The 15,738-nt window shown below is 71.9% G+C and carries 15 protein-coding genes and 1 pseudogene; 3 read left to right on the forward strand and 13 right to left on the reverse strand.

The window, feature by feature from the left end:
• Positions 1-221: 221 nt before the first annotated feature.
• From AB0H57_RS07185 to AB0H57_RS07215, 7 genes are all read right to left on the reverse strand, one after another.
• A complete protein-coding gene (locus AB0H57_RS07185; protein ID WP_357503587.1) occupies positions 222-1,442 on the reverse strand; it encodes an LCP family protein in 1,221 nt (406 codons plus the stop codon).
• A 281-nt stretch (positions 1,443-1,723) separates the two neighbouring features.
• A complete protein-coding gene (locus tag AB0H57_RS07190; protein WP_357503589.1) occupies positions 1,724-2,941 on the reverse strand; it encodes an LCP family protein in 1,218 nt (405 codons plus the stop codon).
• Positions 2,942-3,007: 66 nt separating this feature from the next.
• Positions 3,008-3,985 carry an NAD-dependent epimerase/dehydratase family protein gene (locus tag AB0H57_RS07195; protein WP_357503591.1) on the reverse strand — a complete coding sequence of 326 codons (978 nt, stop codon included), beginning with the start codon at positions 3,983-3,985 and terminating at the stop codon, positions 3,008-3,010.
• Between the two features lie 103 nt (positions 3,986-4,088).
• Positions 4,089-5,762: a cation acetate symporter gene (locus tag AB0H57_RS07200; protein ID WP_357503593.1), complete on the reverse strand. Its 1,674-nt coding sequence runs from the start codon at positions 5,760-5,762 to the stop codon at positions 4,089-4,091.
• Positions 5,740-6,108 (reverse strand): DUF485 domain-containing protein, encoded by a 369-nt coding sequence (locus tag AB0H57_RS07205; RefSeq protein ID WP_357503595.1) that lies wholly within the window; start codon positions 6,106-6,108, stop codon positions 5,740-5,742. The genes AB0H57_RS07200 and AB0H57_RS07205 overlap by 23 nt, the downstream gene beginning before the upstream one ends.
• Positions 6,109-6,275: 167 nt before the next feature.
• A complete protein-coding gene (locus tag AB0H57_RS07210) occupies positions 6,276-7,031 on the reverse strand; it encodes a flavin reductase family protein (protein ID WP_357503723.1) in 756 nt (251 codons plus the stop codon).
• Between the two features lie 223 nt (positions 7,032-7,254).
• Positions 7,255-7,464, reverse strand: coding sequence for a hypothetical protein (locus AB0H57_RS07215; protein WP_357503597.1), 210 nt, complete (start codon positions 7,462-7,464; stop codon positions 7,255-7,257).
• A gap of 195 nt (positions 7,465-7,659) precedes the next feature.
• Between AB0H57_RS07215 and AB0H57_RS07220 the strand changes: the two genes are divergently transcribed.
• Together AB0H57_RS07220 and AB0H57_RS07225 are read left to right on the forward strand one after the other, a co-directional pair.
• Entirely contained in the window at positions 7,660-8,445 is a 786-nt protein-coding gene (locus tag AB0H57_RS07220) for a helix-turn-helix transcriptional regulator (RefSeq protein ID WP_357503599.1), read from the forward strand.
• Positions 8,442-8,639: a DUF397 domain-containing protein gene (locus tag AB0H57_RS07225; protein ID WP_357503600.1), complete on the forward strand. Its 198-nt coding sequence runs from the start codon at positions 8,442-8,444 to the stop codon at positions 8,637-8,639. The genes AB0H57_RS07220 and AB0H57_RS07225 overlap by 4 nt, the downstream gene beginning before the upstream one ends.
• 207 nt (positions 8,640-8,846) lie before the next feature.
• Here the strand turns inward: AB0H57_RS07225 and AB0H57_RS07230 are convergent, their stop codons facing one another.
• From AB0H57_RS07230 to AB0H57_RS07245, 4 genes are all read right to left on the reverse strand, one after another.
• Positions 8,847-10,100 (reverse strand): hypothetical protein, encoded by a 1,254-nt coding sequence (locus tag AB0H57_RS07230; RefSeq protein ID WP_357503603.1) that lies wholly within the window; start codon positions 10,098-10,100, stop codon positions 8,847-8,849.
• Entirely contained in the window at positions 10,093-10,605 is a 513-nt protein-coding gene (locus tag AB0H57_RS07235; protein ID WP_357503725.1) for a sigma-70 family RNA polymerase sigma factor, read from the reverse strand. The genes AB0H57_RS07230 and AB0H57_RS07235 overlap by 8 nt, the downstream gene beginning before the upstream one ends.
• A 140-nt stretch (positions 10,606-10,745) precedes the next feature.
• On the reverse strand, positions 10,746-12,437 hold the full coding sequence (locus tag AB0H57_RS07240) for an ABC transporter permease (RefSeq protein ID WP_357503605.1): 1,692 nt from the start codon (positions 12,435-12,437) through the stop codon (positions 10,746-10,748).
• Positions 12,422-13,186, reverse strand: coding sequence for an ABC transporter ATP-binding protein (locus tag AB0H57_RS07245; RefSeq protein WP_357503607.1), 765 nt, complete (start codon positions 13,184-13,186; stop codon positions 12,422-12,424). The genes AB0H57_RS07240 and AB0H57_RS07245 overlap by 16 nt, the downstream gene beginning before the upstream one ends.
• 153 nt (positions 13,187-13,339) lie before the next feature.
• Here AB0H57_RS07245 and AB0H57_RS07250 point away from each other — a divergent pair.
• Positions 13,340-13,456 (forward strand): annotated as a pseudogene (locus AB0H57_RS07250) (SigE family RNA polymerase sigma factor); the annotation flags it as partial.
• Between the two features lie 85 nt (positions 13,457-13,541).
• On the opposite strand, the gene AB0H57_RS07255 reads toward AB0H57_RS07250, so the two are convergent.
• Entirely contained in the window at positions 13,542-14,036 is a 495-nt protein-coding gene (locus AB0H57_RS07255) for a hypothetical protein (protein ID WP_357503609.1), read from the reverse strand.
• A 61-nt stretch (positions 14,037-14,097) separates the two neighbouring features.
• Complete coding sequence (locus AB0H57_RS07260; protein WP_357503611.1) at positions 14,098-15,738, reverse strand: cation acetate symporter; 1,641 nt, start codon at positions 15,736-15,738, stop codon at positions 14,098-14,100.

The following is a 15,738-nucleotide window of genomic DNA, read 5'->3' on the forward strand; positions in this document are numbered from 1 at the left end:
CTGGACGTGGCAGCCTCCCCCGCAGCCCGACATGAGTCTTGCTCACGTCAGGCTACGAGGGTGTTCCGGCAGGTCGGGCGGCTTTCGCCGGATCAGCCGCGCGGGGCACGGGTGCGGGGGCGCGGGCGGCGCGGGGCACCGGCGCGGGTGGCGCGGGCGCGGGTGTTAAGCAGGGTCCCCTGCTCCACCGATTGCGTTAAGCGGGGCCCTTCCTTGCCTGCCTACTTGCGGGTGGAGAGGACGCTCGGATTCTCGAAGACGAACTGGGCGAGCCGGTCCTCCTTGACCGCCTTGAACATGTCCAGGGTCGTCTGGTTCAACGCCTCGCGGCTGTTGGCGGCGGTGCCGTTGTAGGTGCCGCCGTTGGTACGCAGCATGACCAGGTCGTTGCCGGTGATGCCGCGCATCGTGAAGATGAAGTCGTCCATCTTCGCGCCGCCGGTGTCCAGCACCAGCGACTCGCCGGCCGCCTTGATGATCTTCTGGAGCTTGAGCGGGTTGCTCATCGTGCCGCTGTCGGTCGCCTTGCGGGCCATCGCCTTGAGCAGCTGCTGCTGGTTCTGCTGGCGGTCGTAGTCGCTGTTCTTCAGGCCGTACCGCTGGCGGGCGAAGTCCAGCGCGAGTGCACCGGTCATCTCGCGACAGCCCTTCTTGTGGATCAGCGGCTCCCACTTGTCGCCGTCCAGCTTGGCGTTCGCGATGTACTTCGGCTTGCCGTTGACCAGGCCCATGTGGATCGACTTGACGTCCTGGCTGACGCAGAGCCGGACCGAGCCGAGCGCGTCGATGACGTGCTTGAAACCGCCGAAGTTGATGATCGCGGCGCCGTCGAAGCTGATCCCGGTCATGTTCTTGATGGTCTGCGCCATCAGCTGGGCCCCGCCCTCCCAGCCGCCGCCGTTGCGGGCGCCGGCCTGGAAGGCCGCGTTGATCTTCTCGGTGCCGCCCCGGTAGCCGCTCTTCTTGAACGGGGGGATCTGCGCCTCGGTGTCCCGGGGAATGGAGATCATGTAAGCCTGGTCGTGCGAGGCCGGGATGTGCAGCACGATGATGCTGTCCGAGCGGACGTCGTCCGCGGACCACTGCTCGCGGGCGTCGACACCCAGCAGCAGCAGATCGATCGGGCCGTCCAGGCTGTCCCCGCCCTCCGCCCCCGACTTGCCGGCGCCGCCGAGCAGGTTGCGCTGGGCGATGTCCCCGGTGGCCTGGCCGATCACCGCCTTGGCGCCGACGAGCGCGACGCCGCTGCTCATCATCAGCACGGCGCCGAAGATCAGGGTGAGGCGGGCCCAGAGCGGGTCCTTGCGGCGGGAGCGCTTCTTCGACCCGCCGGCGGCGCGGCGACCGCCGCCACCCGGCTGGCCGGGGACGGCCGCCGAGACCCGGGCGGAGCCGCTGACGGGGTCGGGGGACGTGGGGCGACGGCTGGTCTGGACCGGCATGCGTGCTCCAGCTCGGGCGAACGGGGGGCGGAACTACTGTACGTACCGGTTACCGTTCTGGCGACCTCGCCTTAACGCCAATTGAGACTTTCCTTCGCCAGTCCGCCGAGAAGTGGCCGAAAGTCGATCCGGATCTGTGCGGTCGGTGGTACGTCAACCGATCCAACGAGTATCCGCATGGCGGGGTGACGACGGCGGCCTGTGCCGGGGCGGGCCGGCGGGGCCGTCGCCGAGCGGAACCGCCACCCGCGATCCGGTGACTAGCAGTAGTCGACCCGCCGTCACCGACCCGCGGGCGGCGGGTTCGCCGCGACCCAGTCGCCCATCGTGTCCTGCGACATGGCCTTGAACATGGCGAGCGCCTTCTCCCGGTCGGAGACCACCACCGACTCCCCGTTGATGGTTTCGCTGCCCTTGTTCGGGCTGGTGATGAAGGTCAGGTTCTCCCCGCGCAGACTCCGAAACTGCACCGCCATGTCGGTGAGCTGGAAGTCCTTGTCCACCGTCGTCGCGGCGGTGACCGCCCGGAGGAAGTCGTTCAGCTTCTTCGGGTTGGACAGCGTGCCGGTGCTGGCGGCCTTGTCCATCAGCGCCCGGAGGAACTCCTGCTGGTGCCGCATCCGCGCGAAGTCGCCCTGCGGGAACTGCTTGCGCTGCCGGATCCAGTCCAGCGCCTCATCGCCGTTCATGTGGTTGGTGCCCTTGTTGAACGTGCGGTACGGCTTGTGGATGGACTTGATGGTCCGCTCGACCGGCAGGTCGACCCCGCCGAGGGCGTCGGTGACCTTCTTGAAGCCGGCGAAGTCGATGGACATCGCGTGGTCGATCCGGACGTCGGTGAAGCACTCGATGGTCCGTACGGCCAGCGGCACCCCGCCGAACGCGAACGCCGCGTTGATCTTCGCCCGCCGGCCGGTGTCGCACGACGCACCGGCGTTCTCCGGGATCGGCACGTAGAGGTCACGCGGGATGGAGACCAGGTAGGCGGCCTTGTGGTCGGCCGGGATGTGCATGACGATGATCGTGTCCGCGCGCCACTTGCCGGCCCGGTCGACCGGGGCGTCCGGGTCGCGGGAGTCGGTGCCGACCAGCAGGATGTTCAGCGCGCCGTTGACCGCCTTCGCCGGCCGTCCGCCGGTGATCTGCGCGAACGGGTCCATCCGCTTCAGGTCGTCGTTGAGGTTGCGGGCGTAGAACCAGGCCCCGGCGCCGGCGATCAGCGCGATCACCAGCAGCGCCACGCCGGCCACCAGGCCGATCCGGCCCCACCGCGGCCGGGGCCCGCGCCGGCCCGGCCCGGCCGGTCCGTCCGGCCCCAGCGGGCCGCGCGGCCCGCCCGGCCCCGGTGGGCCGCCCACCCGCGTCGAGTCGTCGTGCGACGGGTACCACTGCGCGCCCGGTCCGCGGGACCGGGAACCGCCGGCCGGGCCGGGCACGGAGGCCCGCCCCGCGCTGCGGCGCAGGGGGTACGGGAAGGCGGCGGAACTGCTCGCTGACATGCCCCGAGGGTACGTAGCCCGGACCAGTCCCGCCCTCAGGCGCGGCCGGGCGGCGCGCAGCCGGCGTTACCCTAGCCGCTCGCGGAAGTACGCGATCGTGCGCCGCAGGCCATCTTCGGGCGCGACCTGCGGCTCGTATCCGAGCAGTTCGCGGGCGAGGGTGAGGTCGGGGCGGCGCATCTCCGGGTCGTCCGCGCTGCGCGTGACGTACGTCACCTCCGAGGAGCTGCCGGAGAGTGACACGATCAACTCGGCCAGTTGCCGCATGCTCAGCTCGTGCTCGGTGCCGCAGTTGACCGGCCCGGTCTCGGTCGAGTCGAGCAGCAGCAGGATGCCGCGCACCAGGTCGTCCACGTAGCAGACCGAGCGGGTCTGGTTGCCCGTGCCGTGCACGGTGATCGGCTCGTTGCGCAGCGCCTGGGAGATGAAGGTGGGGACGGCCCGCCCGTCGTCGGGGCGCATCCGTGGCCCATACGTGTTGAAGATCCGGATGATCGCCGCGTCCAGCCCGCGGTAGCGGTGGTAGGCCATGGTGGCGGCCTCGGAGAAGCGCTTGCCCTCGTCGTAGACGCTGCGGATGCCGATCGGGTTGACGTGCCCCCAGTACGACTCGCGCTGCGGGTGCTCCTTCGGGTCCCCGTACGCCTCGGAGGTGGAGGCCATCAGGAACCGGGCGCCGTCGGCCACCGCCCGGTCCAGCAGGTGCAGGGTGCCCACCGAGCCGACCCGGAGGATCTCCAGCGGGATCTGGGTGAAGTCGGTCGGGCTGGCCGGCGACGCCATGTGCAGGATCGCGTCGAACCGCTCCGCCATCGCCGGGTGGTACGTCGGCAGCCCCTCGCTGACGTCCGCCTCGATCAGCGTGAACGTCGGCTTCTCGACCAGGTGGGCGATGTTGTCCTTGGAACCGGTGATGAAGTTGTCCAGCGCCACGACCGTGCAGCCGCGGTCGAGGAGTGCCTCGACCAGGTGTGACGGCACGAAACCGGCGCCGCCGGTGACGAGGACTCGGTGGCCGGTTCCGAAGCGCGGGGCAACCTTCATGGCCGCCAGCCTACTCAGCGCGACCGGGCTCCGCCGGGCGCACTCCGGGTACGCGAGGAGGAGCCCCTCCCGGTGGGAAGGGCTCCTCCGTGGTGCGGGCCGGTCAGTGGGCGCCGGCGCCGGTGAGCGAACGCACCTCCAGCTCGGCGTACTTGTCGTCGTCGCGTTCCTTGGAGATCACCGTGCCGATCCAGCCGCACAGGAAGCCGAAGGGGATGGAGAGGATGCCCGGGTTGGACAGCGGGAACCAGTGCCAGTCGTGGTCCGGGAACATCGCCGTCGGTGCGCCGGAGACGACCGGGGAGAAGAAGACCAGCAGTACGGCGGAGAGCAGGCCGCCGTAGATGGCCCAGACCGCCCCGGAGGTGTTGAACCGCTTCCAGAACAGGCTGTAGAGGATCGCCGGCAGGTTGCCGGAGGCCGCCACCGCGAACGCGAGCGCCACCAGGAACGCCACGTTCAGGTTCTGCGCGTAGATCGACAGCGCGATCGAGACCGCGCCGATGACCAGGGCGGAGATGCGGGCCACCCGCACCTCCTGGCGCTCCGACGCCTGCCCCCGCTTGATGACGTTGGCGTAGAAGTCGTGCGCGATGCTGGACGAGGAGGCCAGGGTGAGCCCGGCGACCACGGCCAGGATGGTCGCGAAGGCGACCGCCGCGATGATCGCCAACAGGGCCGCCCCGCCCAGGTCGCCGCCGAAGAAGTCGGCGCCCAGCGCCTCGGCGAGCTGCGGGGCGGCGGTGTTGCCGGCCTTGTCCTGCGTGGTGATCGCCTGGCCGCCGACCAGCGCCGCGGCGCCGAAGCCGAGCGCGAGGGTGAGCAGGTAGAAGGTGCCGATGATGCCGATCGCCCAGAGCACGCTCTTGCGGGCCGCCCTGGCGGTCGGCACCGTGTAGAAGCGGATCAGGATGTGCGGCAGGCCGGCGGTGCCGAGCACCAACGCGATGCCGAGCGACAGCAGGTCCATCTTGCTGTAGAACGTCTTCAGCGGATCGCCGGCCGTCTCCACGCCGTACCGGAGGCCGGGTTCGAGGAAGGCCGCTCCCTTGCCGGACGCCTCGGCGGCCTGGCCGAGCAGCGCCGACAGGTTGAAGTTGAACTTCGCCAGCACCAGCACGGTCATCACCGTCGCGCCGCCCATCAGCAGGAACGCCTTGACGATCTGGACGTACGTGGTGCCCTTCATGCCGCCCACGGTGACGTAGATGATCATCAGGGCGCCGACCATGATGATGGTGGCGACCTTCGCGGTGCCGGCGTCCATGCCCAGGAAGGTGGTGCCCGGCTTGATGCCGAGCAGCAGCGCGACCAGGGCGCCCGCGCCGACCATCTGGGCCAGCAGATAGAAGATCGACACGGTGATGGTGGAGACCGCGGCGGCGGTCCGCACCGGGCGCTGGCGCATCCGGAACGCCAGCACGTCGGCCATCGTGTACCGGCCGGAGTTGCGCAGCAGCTCCGCGACCAGCAGCAACGCCACCAGCCAGGCGACCAGGAAGCCGATGGAGTACAGGAAGCCGTCGTAGCCGTAGAGCGCGATGATGCCGGCGATGCCGAGGAAGGACGCCGCCGACATGTAGTCGCCGCCGATCGCCATCCCGTTCTGGAAGCCGGAGAACGACCGGCCGCCGGCGTAGAAGTCGGTGGCGGTCTTGGTCTGCCGGCTGGCCCAGACGGTGATCGCCAGGGTCACCGCCACGAAGACCAGGAAGAGCGTGATGGTCAGGTTGCGGGCGGTGCCGCTGCCCGCCTCAGCCGCGAGGATCGGATTCATGGGTCACCTCCCCCATCTCGGCGCGGATTCGGTCGGCGATCGGGTCGATCTTCCGGTCGGCGTACCGGGAGTAGTACCAGGCGATGAGGAACGTCGAGACGAACTGGAGCAGGCCGAAGATCAGGGCCACGTTGATGTTTCCGACCAGCTTCGTGCCCATGAAGTCCCGCGCGTACGCGGAGAGAATCACGTAGAGCGCATACCACAGGAAGAAAGCGACGGTCATCGGGAAGACGAAGCCGCGCAACGTGCGACGCAACCCGGCGAACTCGTCCGACCGTTGCACGGCCAGATATCGCTCCGCCGCCGAGCCGGTCGGGGCGGACGCGGGTGTGTCCGTGGACATCTGTGGATCACCACCTTCACAGGCATCGGGGATTTTCGCGCACGCTAGAGTCCGCGCTCCCACCCCCGGAAGGCCCCGACCGCCCGCGGTTGATGGCTGCGCCGAACGGCGCGCTGCCTGCGCCGAGTGACGTGGGTCACTCCGTTAACCGGTTGGCGACGGTCAGCTCACGTCAGGTCGCGGTAGCGGCCGCGGTAGTGCAGCAGGGGGGCCGTCTCCTCGGCCAGGTCGACGGCCTCGATGGTGGCCTCGACCAGCAGGGCCCAGCCGTACTCCCGGGCGGTGTCCAGCCGGCAGCCGGCCCAACCGCCGGCGTCGGCGGGCACCGGGCCGTAGGGGGTGTCGGTCCACGAACCGGTGGCGAAGAGGCCCCCGGGCGACGGGAAGAGGCCGGCGAACCGGTCGGCGAGCTGCCGGTGCGCCGGGCCGAGCGGCGACACCGCGAACCGACCGGCCTCCTCGACCGCCGCCCACAGGTCCGACTCCGGGTCGACCAGCCCGAGCAGCCGGTCCGGTTCGCCCTCGGCCACCAGGGTCGACGACACGGTCAGGCCGGCCGGCCCCGGCGCCGTCCAGAGCGTCACCGGCGCGGCCAGCCGACCCCGCAGCCGGCGCGTGGGGGACCGCTGCCCGGCCGGCACGGCGAACGGGTCGGTGTGGTGGATCTCGGCACCCGGCTCATGATTCACGTGAAACATTGTGCCGCCCCGGGCCCGCGCCCAGCCCAGGAAGCGCTCGTGCAGGTCGGCGGGGCGGGCGTGTCCGTTGAGCTGGGCGAGCTGGTCGCCCGCCTCGGCCAGCAACCCGCCGAGATAGACGAGCAGCCCGGTCCGGTTGCCCCGGTACTCGACCAGCAACGCCAGCCGCGCCGGCTGGCACGGCCACGCCGCGCCGCACGCCCGGCACCGCCACAACGGCCGCATCGGCAGGTGCTCCCGCCTCACCACACGCCGCCTGCCTCCGGTGCGCCGGCCGCGCCCGGTTGGCTGTCCGCTCCCGGCTGGCCGTGATGGCGGATGCCCGGCGTGTCGTCCGGCCAGGCGTACCGCCCGAACGAGCGTGATGACTCAGCGGCATATTGATACCTGAGAGGTATCGCGTTCGGCGGGTCACCGGCCGTCGCGCACGACGCGCCGTGGCGGGCGGTCACCAGCGGCCACCGTTCGCCCGCCAGGTCTGCGCCGGGGTCAGCCAGCCGGCGCGGCCCGGTCGCGGCCAGGCCACCGTCGGCGCGGTCGCCCACTTCGGTGGCTGGTTCGGCCGGTCCGCGGGCTCCTCTCGGCCGGTCGCGCCCGGCGGCTTCCTCCTTCGGTACGACCACAGCGCGGCGTTCCTGCGGCGACGCAACCCGGACATGACTGACCTCCCTAGGGCTAGGGGGTCGCCCCGGTCGGGGGAATGACCGGGGCGACCCGACGCTGGACCGGCCGCCGGGACGTCGCCTCCACCGGCCGGGCCGCGTGCCCTCCACCCTGGACGGCCGGGCCTCGACGGGGGAGGATGCCAGGGCTTACTACGGAGCGAAGTCGCGTACTTACCGGAGAGGTAAGGATGAACATCGAGATGTGGATCCGGGCGCTGAAGGCCGCCCGGGCCGGCGCGGACGTCTCTCAGGAAGCCCTGGCGGCCGCGATCAGGTGGAGCCCGTCCACGGTGGCCGCGATCGAAACCGGCCGCCGCCGCCCGACGATGGAGTTCGCCGTCGCCGCCGACCAGGCCCTCGGCACCGGCGGTCTCCTCGCCAGCCTGCTGTCGGAGAACGAGGCAAGAGGCGGGCCATCCTGGTTCGAATCATGGCCGGGTGAGGAGGAGCGGGCCGTGCGGCTCTGCTACTTCGAGCCGTGCCTGGTGCCAGGGCTTCTGCAAACCGAGGAGTACGCCCGCGCCGTTGTCTCGGCCGGCGGCTTGTATCGAAGCGATCGGGTCGAGCACCTCGTAAGCCTGCGCATGAGCCGGCAGCGGCTGCTGCACCGGAGCGATCCGCCGGAGTGCGTGTTCGTGATCGATGAGAGTGCGCTGCACCGGCCCGTCGGTGGTCGGGCCGTCATGGACCGGCAACTGGGGAGCCTGCTCGAAGCCGTCGAGCTCCCGCAGGTGCGCCTGCACGTCCTGCCACTCGGCGTCGGCGCACACGCATCGATGGGCGGTGGCTTCGTGCTCGCGCAGCTTTCCGGCGATGATCGCCTGCTCTGCCTGGACAACGCGGCGCGTGGCCAGATCGCGGACTACCCGGAGTGGATAGGTCTGGTGCAGCGAAAGTGGGAGCATCTACTCGGTGAGGCACTCAGCGAGAGCGCCTCGATCGAGTTGATCAACAAGCTGAAGGTGACGTCATGACGAATGCCGCGCCGCGCTGGCGCAAGGCGGCCCGGTCGGCCAACGAGGGGAACTGTGTCGAGGTGGCGGACAATCTGCCCGGCGTGGTGCTGGTGCGGGACAGCAAGGACCGGTCCGGCCCGACGCTGACCTTCGCCCCCGACGCCTGGCGCGCCTTCGTCGCCGACCCCCGCCCCCACCCCCACCACGCCTGACCACCACCCCCGCCGGCTGCCCGCCCAGCCCCGCCCCCGGCCGATCAACCGGCCCACCCTCGCGCGCCGCAGCCGACGTGCAGATCGACGTAAGCGCAGCGTGGAGCGGTCGTAACGTGATCGCCCGGTCCGACGGTGGTGGGTGAGTGGCGGGCGGGGGCCGGCGGGTGCCGGCCCGCCGCCCGCCTGGCGGCGTGGCTGCCGGCGTCAGCCGACCACGAGATTGCCCCGAGCCCGGTTGTCGGCCTTGGTGCCCGCCGGCTCCGGGAACCCCGGAGTGTCGCCTACGCCCCAGTCGAACTCGGCGGAGTATTCGACGGACGTCCCGGCGGGTGCGCTGGACCGGGGCGCCGACACCGGCAGTCGGATCGTCCGCTCGGCGCCCGCCGACAACGGCGACAACTGGCAGGTGTACGAGGTCTCAGCCCGGGAGACGAACGGGGTGCAGTAGGACGGCACGGAACTGACGACGAAGGGCTTGGGCAGCCGCACCAGCAGTCGGGGCTGCTCGGCGCGCTGCGGCCCCTTGTTCCGCACCACCAGCGTCAGGGTGCCCGCCGACTGCCCGGCGTCGGCTGGAGTGAGCTGGACGTCGCCGCCGCTAACCGACAGGTCGGTGACCCGAGGATTGGGCGGGAAGCTGGCGGGTCCGCCCGTCTGGGTGAACCGCTTGCCGTTCCACGACCAGGACCGCCACTGGTGCTGGGCCGTGCCGCCGGCCACGCCCTCACCTTCCAGGTAGTCGAGCACCTCGACCTGGACCGCCCGGCCCTGCGGGCGGATGGCACCGATGAAGGCGATGTCGCCCTTCATCTCGGTGACCAGACCCATGGTCACGATCGAGCCGGTCCCGTCCCGGTCGAAGGCGAAAACCCGGACATGTGTCATCTCGACACCGGAGCAGACGAGCGACGCCGCGGTCTCCTTCGCGCCGTCGTCGTCGACGTCGACGTGCACGACATCGCCGATGCGAATGCTCAGCTCCGACCCGACCGACAACTGCGCCTTGCCGTCGGCGAACCGCACCCGGCCCGACGGGCACTCCCCGGCGAAGCCCTCCGGCCATCCCGGCAGGCGTAGCGTCGCGTTCCCCAGGACCTGCTTGCTGATCTGGCCGTCGGGCGCGGTGGTGCCGGTGGGGCTTCCGGTCGCCTGCGGGCTTCCGGTGGCCGACGCGGACGGGTTGACCCCGCTGGCCGAGGGGCTCGGCACCGGCGTCGGTGGCGTGTCCGGCGACTGGGTGGCCGGTGGCGGCGGCACCGGGTCGGCGTGCCGTTGCGCGGCGAGTACCGGCGTCGCGACCAGCACGGCGGCGGCCACTCCTGCGACGACGATCCGCGTGGTACGGCGGCGACGGTGCACGGCCTGGGCGGCCGATACGCCGGGCGCGGCGACCAGCGGCTCGCCGGACCGGAAGGTGGCGAACGCGTCGTCGAGGCGACGCGCGTCGAACTCAGACATGGCGTTCCTCCATGGTGGAGTCGTCGAGCGCGGCGGCGAGGGCTTGTCGGCCCCGGTGCAGCCAGGACTTCACCGTCCCGGCGGCGACGCCCTCCTGGCCGGCGATCTCTTCGATGCCGAGGTCGGCGACGTGGAAAAGCACGAGGGCGCGGCGCTGCCGCTCGGGCAGGCCGGCCAGGGCGCGGGCCAGCGCGACCCGGTCCGGGCCGGGGCCGGCCACCACCTCATCGCGGTGGAACCGGGCGTGCGCGCGGGCGGCGCGCAGCCGACGCCACCGGTTGCGGGCCACGTTCAACGCGACGTGCCGTACCCAGGCGGCCGGATTGTCGTACCGGACCAGCCGGTCCCACCGCTGCCAGGCTCGGGTGAAGGCCTCCTGCACCGCGTCCTGTGCCTGGTTCGCGTCGGCGGTGTAGGCGTAGAGCTGAAGGGTCAGCGGGTGAAAGTTCGCGGCGTAGAAATCCTCGAAGCTGTCGCCCCCACCCCCGGTGGGTGGGGGGACCAGCTCCGCATCCGTCTCGCCGGGGTGGTGTTGCCGCACGAGGCGCCTCCCCCAGGCTTCTGCACCGTCGTTCGTGGCGGTGTCTGCTGCACACACTCCTGAATGGGCGGCGCGGTTGCACCCCGCCGAGTGTCAGGTGCGCGTCAGCGGCGCGGGGTGACCATGGCGAGCAACTCCGGCTGCCGGCGGTCCAGCACGTCCCCCGCCAGGTACGCCCCGAGCAGCGCCGCACCCAGCCCGTACGCCACCCCGACGGGCAGCGCCAGCCAGAGCCAGCCGCCGTCGAGCAGCGCGGCGGCCACCACCATGGGCAGCGCGGCGACCGCCGTGACCACCATGGACAGCAGCACGAGCAGGCTGCGGGCCACCCCGGCGCCGGTGTTCATCGCGAACGGGTTGCTCGTCTCCGGCAGCGAGTACGACGCGAGTACCGAGATGAACGAGTTCACCGCCAGCCCGCAGCCGTACGCGGCCAGCAGGGTGCCGCCCGCCATCCCGATCCAGCCCGGCTCACCCAGCACCACCGGGATCAGCACCGACACCACGACCAGCAGCGGCACCACGTACAGCGAGAAAGCCGTCATCCGGGCCCGCAGCTCCAGCCGACCCGGCACCCCGGCCACGACGTTCGCCGCGTACGCGCTGCCGTCGAAGCCGAACTGGTTGGCGATGGTCACCGAGGCGAGCACCCCGACGAAGAGCATCGACAAACCGACCAGCAGCGGCGACGGGTCCCCGGTCGCGGTGAACCCGTCTTCGCTGCTCATCCGGAAGCCGCCGCCGCCCAGGTTGACCATCACCGGCACGAAGACGCCGACCACGGCGATGCTGATCAGGTTGGCCCGCCGACGGGCGTCGCGCCACCAGTAGCGGCATTCCCGGGCCACCAGCGCGCCGAACCGGTCCCGGCGCAGCCGGCCCACCACCCGGGGGAAGAACTCCCCGACCGCCCCGGCCGGGGCGCCACGCCGGGCCTTCGCCGGCCCCGAACTGGCCGCGCCGACCATCGCCGACTCCAGCGAGCGGGACCACCACCACAGCACCAGGCCGATGGTCGCCGCGGTGATCAGCAGCTTCACCGGCGCCGCCCAGGCCCGCCCGTCGACCACGTCGAAGGCGGCCGTCCACGGCGCGCCGAACGGCGTCCAGCCGATCACGGTGGCCACCCCGGCCAGCCGGTCCCAGTCGGCGTCGCGGATCGCCGCCGTCGCCGCGATCTGGATCGGGCCGAGCAGCGCGGCGACCACCGCCAGCAGGACGGCGGCCAGGTCGCGTACCCGCCGGGAACGCAGCATGGTGGCGAACGCGCTGGTCACCGCGCGGCTGAGCGCCACGCAGAGCAGCAGGCCACCGGCCGCGCCGACCACCGCGACCAACGCGGCCGGGACGCCGCCCAGCAGGCCGGCGCTGAGCACCAGCCCGGCGACGGCGAGCAGCGCGGCGAACACCGGCACGCTGATCAGCGCGGCGGCGAACAGGCCGGTGATCAGGGTACGGCGGGACAACGGCAGCAGGGCGAAGCGAGCCGGGTCGAGGGTCTCGTCCACCCCGAAGAAGGCCAACGGCAGCACCAGCCAGCCGAACACCAGCAGACCACCGCCGAACGCGGCGACCATCCCCGCGTAGCGGGGCTCGCCGACGAGCCCGGGGGCGGCCAGGCCGAGGAAGGCCATGGCGCCGAACCAGAGCCCGACGAGTACGCCGACCACGAACAGCGCGATCCGCCGCCCCTGGCCGCGGAAGTTGTTGCCCATCACCCGCAGCTTCAGCCGGACGAAGTGCCCGGCGGAGACGCGCCGCGCGGCGGGGTGGTCGGGCGTCACCGGGACAGCCACGCCAGCTCCTCGCCGGTGGCGGTGCGCCCGCCGACCACCGCCACGAAGACCTGCTCCAGGGAGCGGTCGCCGCGTACCTCGTCGAGGGTGCCGACCCGCTTGATGATGCCGTCGGCGAGGATCGCCACGTGCGAGCAGAGCCGCTCCACGACCTCCATCACGTGGCTGGAGAAGACCACCGTGCCGCCGCCGGTGACGTACCGCTGGAGGATGTCCCGGATCAGCGCGGCGGAGACCGGGTCGACCGCCTCGAACGGCTCGTCGAGCACCAGCAGCCGGGGGCCGTGCAGCAGCGCACAGGCCAGCCCGATCTTCTTCTTCATGCCGGCCGAGTAGTCCACCACCAGGGTCCGGCCCGCGTCGGTGAGCGCCAGCACGTCGAGCAGCTCCGCCGCCCGCTGGTCGACCACCGCCGGGTCCATGCCGCGCAGCAGACCGTGGTACGCCAGCAGCTCCGCGCCGCTGAGCCGGTCGAAGAGGCGTATGCCGTCGGGCATCACGCCGAGCAGCGCCTTGGCCCGCACCGGATCGGCCCACACGTCCTGCCCGAGCACCCAGGCCCGCCCGTGGTCGGGCCGGAGCAGACCCACCGCCATGGACAACGTGGTGGTCTTGCCGGCGCCGTTCGGGCCGAGCAGCCCGTAGAAGGAGCCGGCCGGCACGTCGAGGTCGACGCCGGCCACGGCCACCTTCGAGTCGAACCGCTTGGCCAGGCCGCGCAGCGCGAGCGCCGGGTGCTCTCCAGTCATGCACCCGACCGTATCCTCCCGGCACCATCCCGGACTCCGGCCGCAGGATGACCCACGCTCATCCCCCGGACGGAGCCGGATCCGCGCCGACCGGATGCAACCCGCCGCCGCCGTGGCGGGTGACAGCAGCAGGACCGGGACGGGGAGGCACGTTTGGGCACAGACGAGGGGTTCGAGGAGTTCTACCGGAACACCAGACACCGGGTGGTCACCGTGCTCTACGCGCTCGGTGGTGACCTCGCCGAGGCCCAGGACGCCGCCCAGGAGGCGTTGAACAGGGGCCCTGCTCTACCGGAGGCGTTTCCCGGGGACCCCTCCTCTCGGCGTGGCCCGGCGGCGTGCCCGCCGCCAACCGTCAGGTGCGCGCCCCTACCGGGCATGGGCCGGAGCCGGCCGCGGTACGGCAGGTGATCCGCGCCGACACGCTCGACCAGCAGTAGCGTTTCCCGTCGATCTTGTTGGTGGGCTGGAAGTAGGCGGAGTACCCGGTGACCCGGTGGTCGATGGGCGACAGTCGGGCGACCCCGCCCCGCCGGGTGACGCTCGCCCGGCCGTCGGCGTCGGTGGTGGCGTCGAACATTGCCTCGCTGTGTGCGTTGTTCGGACCCACCACCATCACCGCCAGATTCACGGTGACCCCGGCGACGGGTCTGCCGTCCCGGGTCAGCCGCGCGCTCACCGTGAGTGGGGCGGACACGTCGTTGACCTCGACCGGCGACACCTGAATAACGGTGTCGGCGCAGCCACCGGCGCAGCCACCGAGCGGGCCGACGAGGCCACCGGCGAGCAGCACCAGGGCCAGCAGCCTGATGCCGCGCCGGCGTCCCCCGGCGGGCAGGCCGGTCAGCACGCCGCACCGACCAGGTCGAGGATGTAGTCGTCCACGTCGTCTCCCGATAGCAGCGGTCCTATTACAGCCGAAGGCTGTCCGGCGCGTGCAGCCGCAGCATCGTCGCGCCCACGTCGGCCGGCGCCCGCCGCCGCGACGCCGCCGACACCGCGATCATCACCGTGAAGGCCAGCGGCACCGTCCAGGCCGCCGGCTGGGCGGTCAGCGTGGCGGGCCACCCGGACAGCGGCGGCCCCAGCACGGTGACCAGCACCGCGGCGATCGCCGCGCCACCGCCCACCAGCACCCCCGCCGCCGCGCCCAGGTCGGTCAGCCCGCGCCACCAGATGCCCAGCACCAGCAGCGGGCAGAAGCTGGACGCGGCCACCGCGAAGGCCAGCCCGACCACCTGGGAGACGTCCAGCCCGGAGACGTTCAGCGCGAGCACCGCCGGCACCCCGCCGGCGATGACCGTGGCCAGCCGGAAGCCGCGTACCGAGCCGTGGCCCAGCACGTCGGTGGAGATCACCCCGGCCACGCTGGTGAGCAGCCCGGACGAGGTGGACAGGAAGGCGGCGAACGCCCCGGCGGCGACCAGCGCGGCGAGCAGCCGGCCGGTCGTGCCGTCGCCGAGCGCCGCGCCGGGCAGTAGCACCACCACCGCGTCGGTCTGCCCGCTGACCAGCAGTTGCGGGGTGTAGATCCGGCCCAGCACCCCGTAGATGGTGGGCAGCAGATAGAAGAGGCCGACCAGGGCCAGCACCACCAACGTGGTCCGTCTGGCCGACGCGCCGTCCGGGTTGGTGTAGAAGCGCACCAGCACGTGCGGCAGCCCCATGGTGCCCAGGAAGGTGGCCAGGATCAGCGAGTACGTGCCGAACAGTCCCCGGTCGTCGTTTCCGGCGGTGTCCGGCAGCAGCCAGTCGATTGCCTTCGTGGCCGTGCCGGACACCTCCGGCACCGGGTCGCCGGCGGCGAAGTCGAGGCGGTCGCCGGGGCGTACCTCCCGGATCGTGCCGTCGGCGAAGGTGAGCGCCGCGTGGTGCTCGACCACGACGGTGGTCGCGGTCCGGAACGCCGGCCCGTCGGGCGGGGTCACCGCCGGGCGGGCGTCGGCCTGCCACTGCAGGGCCAGGAAGATCGCGGGTACGGCCAGCGCGGTCAGCTTCAGCCAGTACTGGAACGCCTGGACGAAGGTGATCGCCCGCATCCCGCCCAGCGCCACGTTCGCGGTGACCACCGCCGCCACCAGCAGGGCACCCACCGGGTACGGCGAGCCGGTGAGTGTGGCCAGGGTGAGCCCCGCCCCCTGGAGCTGCGGCACCAGGTAGAGCCACCCGATGAAGATCACGAAGACGGTGGCCAGGGTGCGCAGCCGGCGCGAACCGAGCCGCAGCTCGCAGAAGTCGGGCAGGGTGAACGCGCCGGAGCGGCGCAGCGGAGCCGCCACGAAGAGCAGCAGCGCCAGGTAGCCGGCGGCGAAGCCGACCGGGTACCAGAGCACGTCCACGCCGTACTTGAGGATCAGGCCGGCCACGCCGAGGAAGCTGGCGGCCGACAGGTACTCCCCGCCGATCGCGGCGGCGTTCCAGGTCGGGCTGACCGTCCGGGAGGCGACCAGGAAGTCGGAGGTGGTCCGGGCCAGCCGCAGCCCGTAGAAGCCGATGCCGACGGTGACCAGGGTGACCGCGACGATCGCCGGGACGACGTACCCGTTGCTCAC

The organism is Micromonospora sp. NPDC050686 (assembly GCF_040654475.1).
Taxonomy (GTDB): Bacteria; Actinomycetota; Actinomycetes; order Mycobacteriales; family Micromonosporaceae; genus Micromonospora.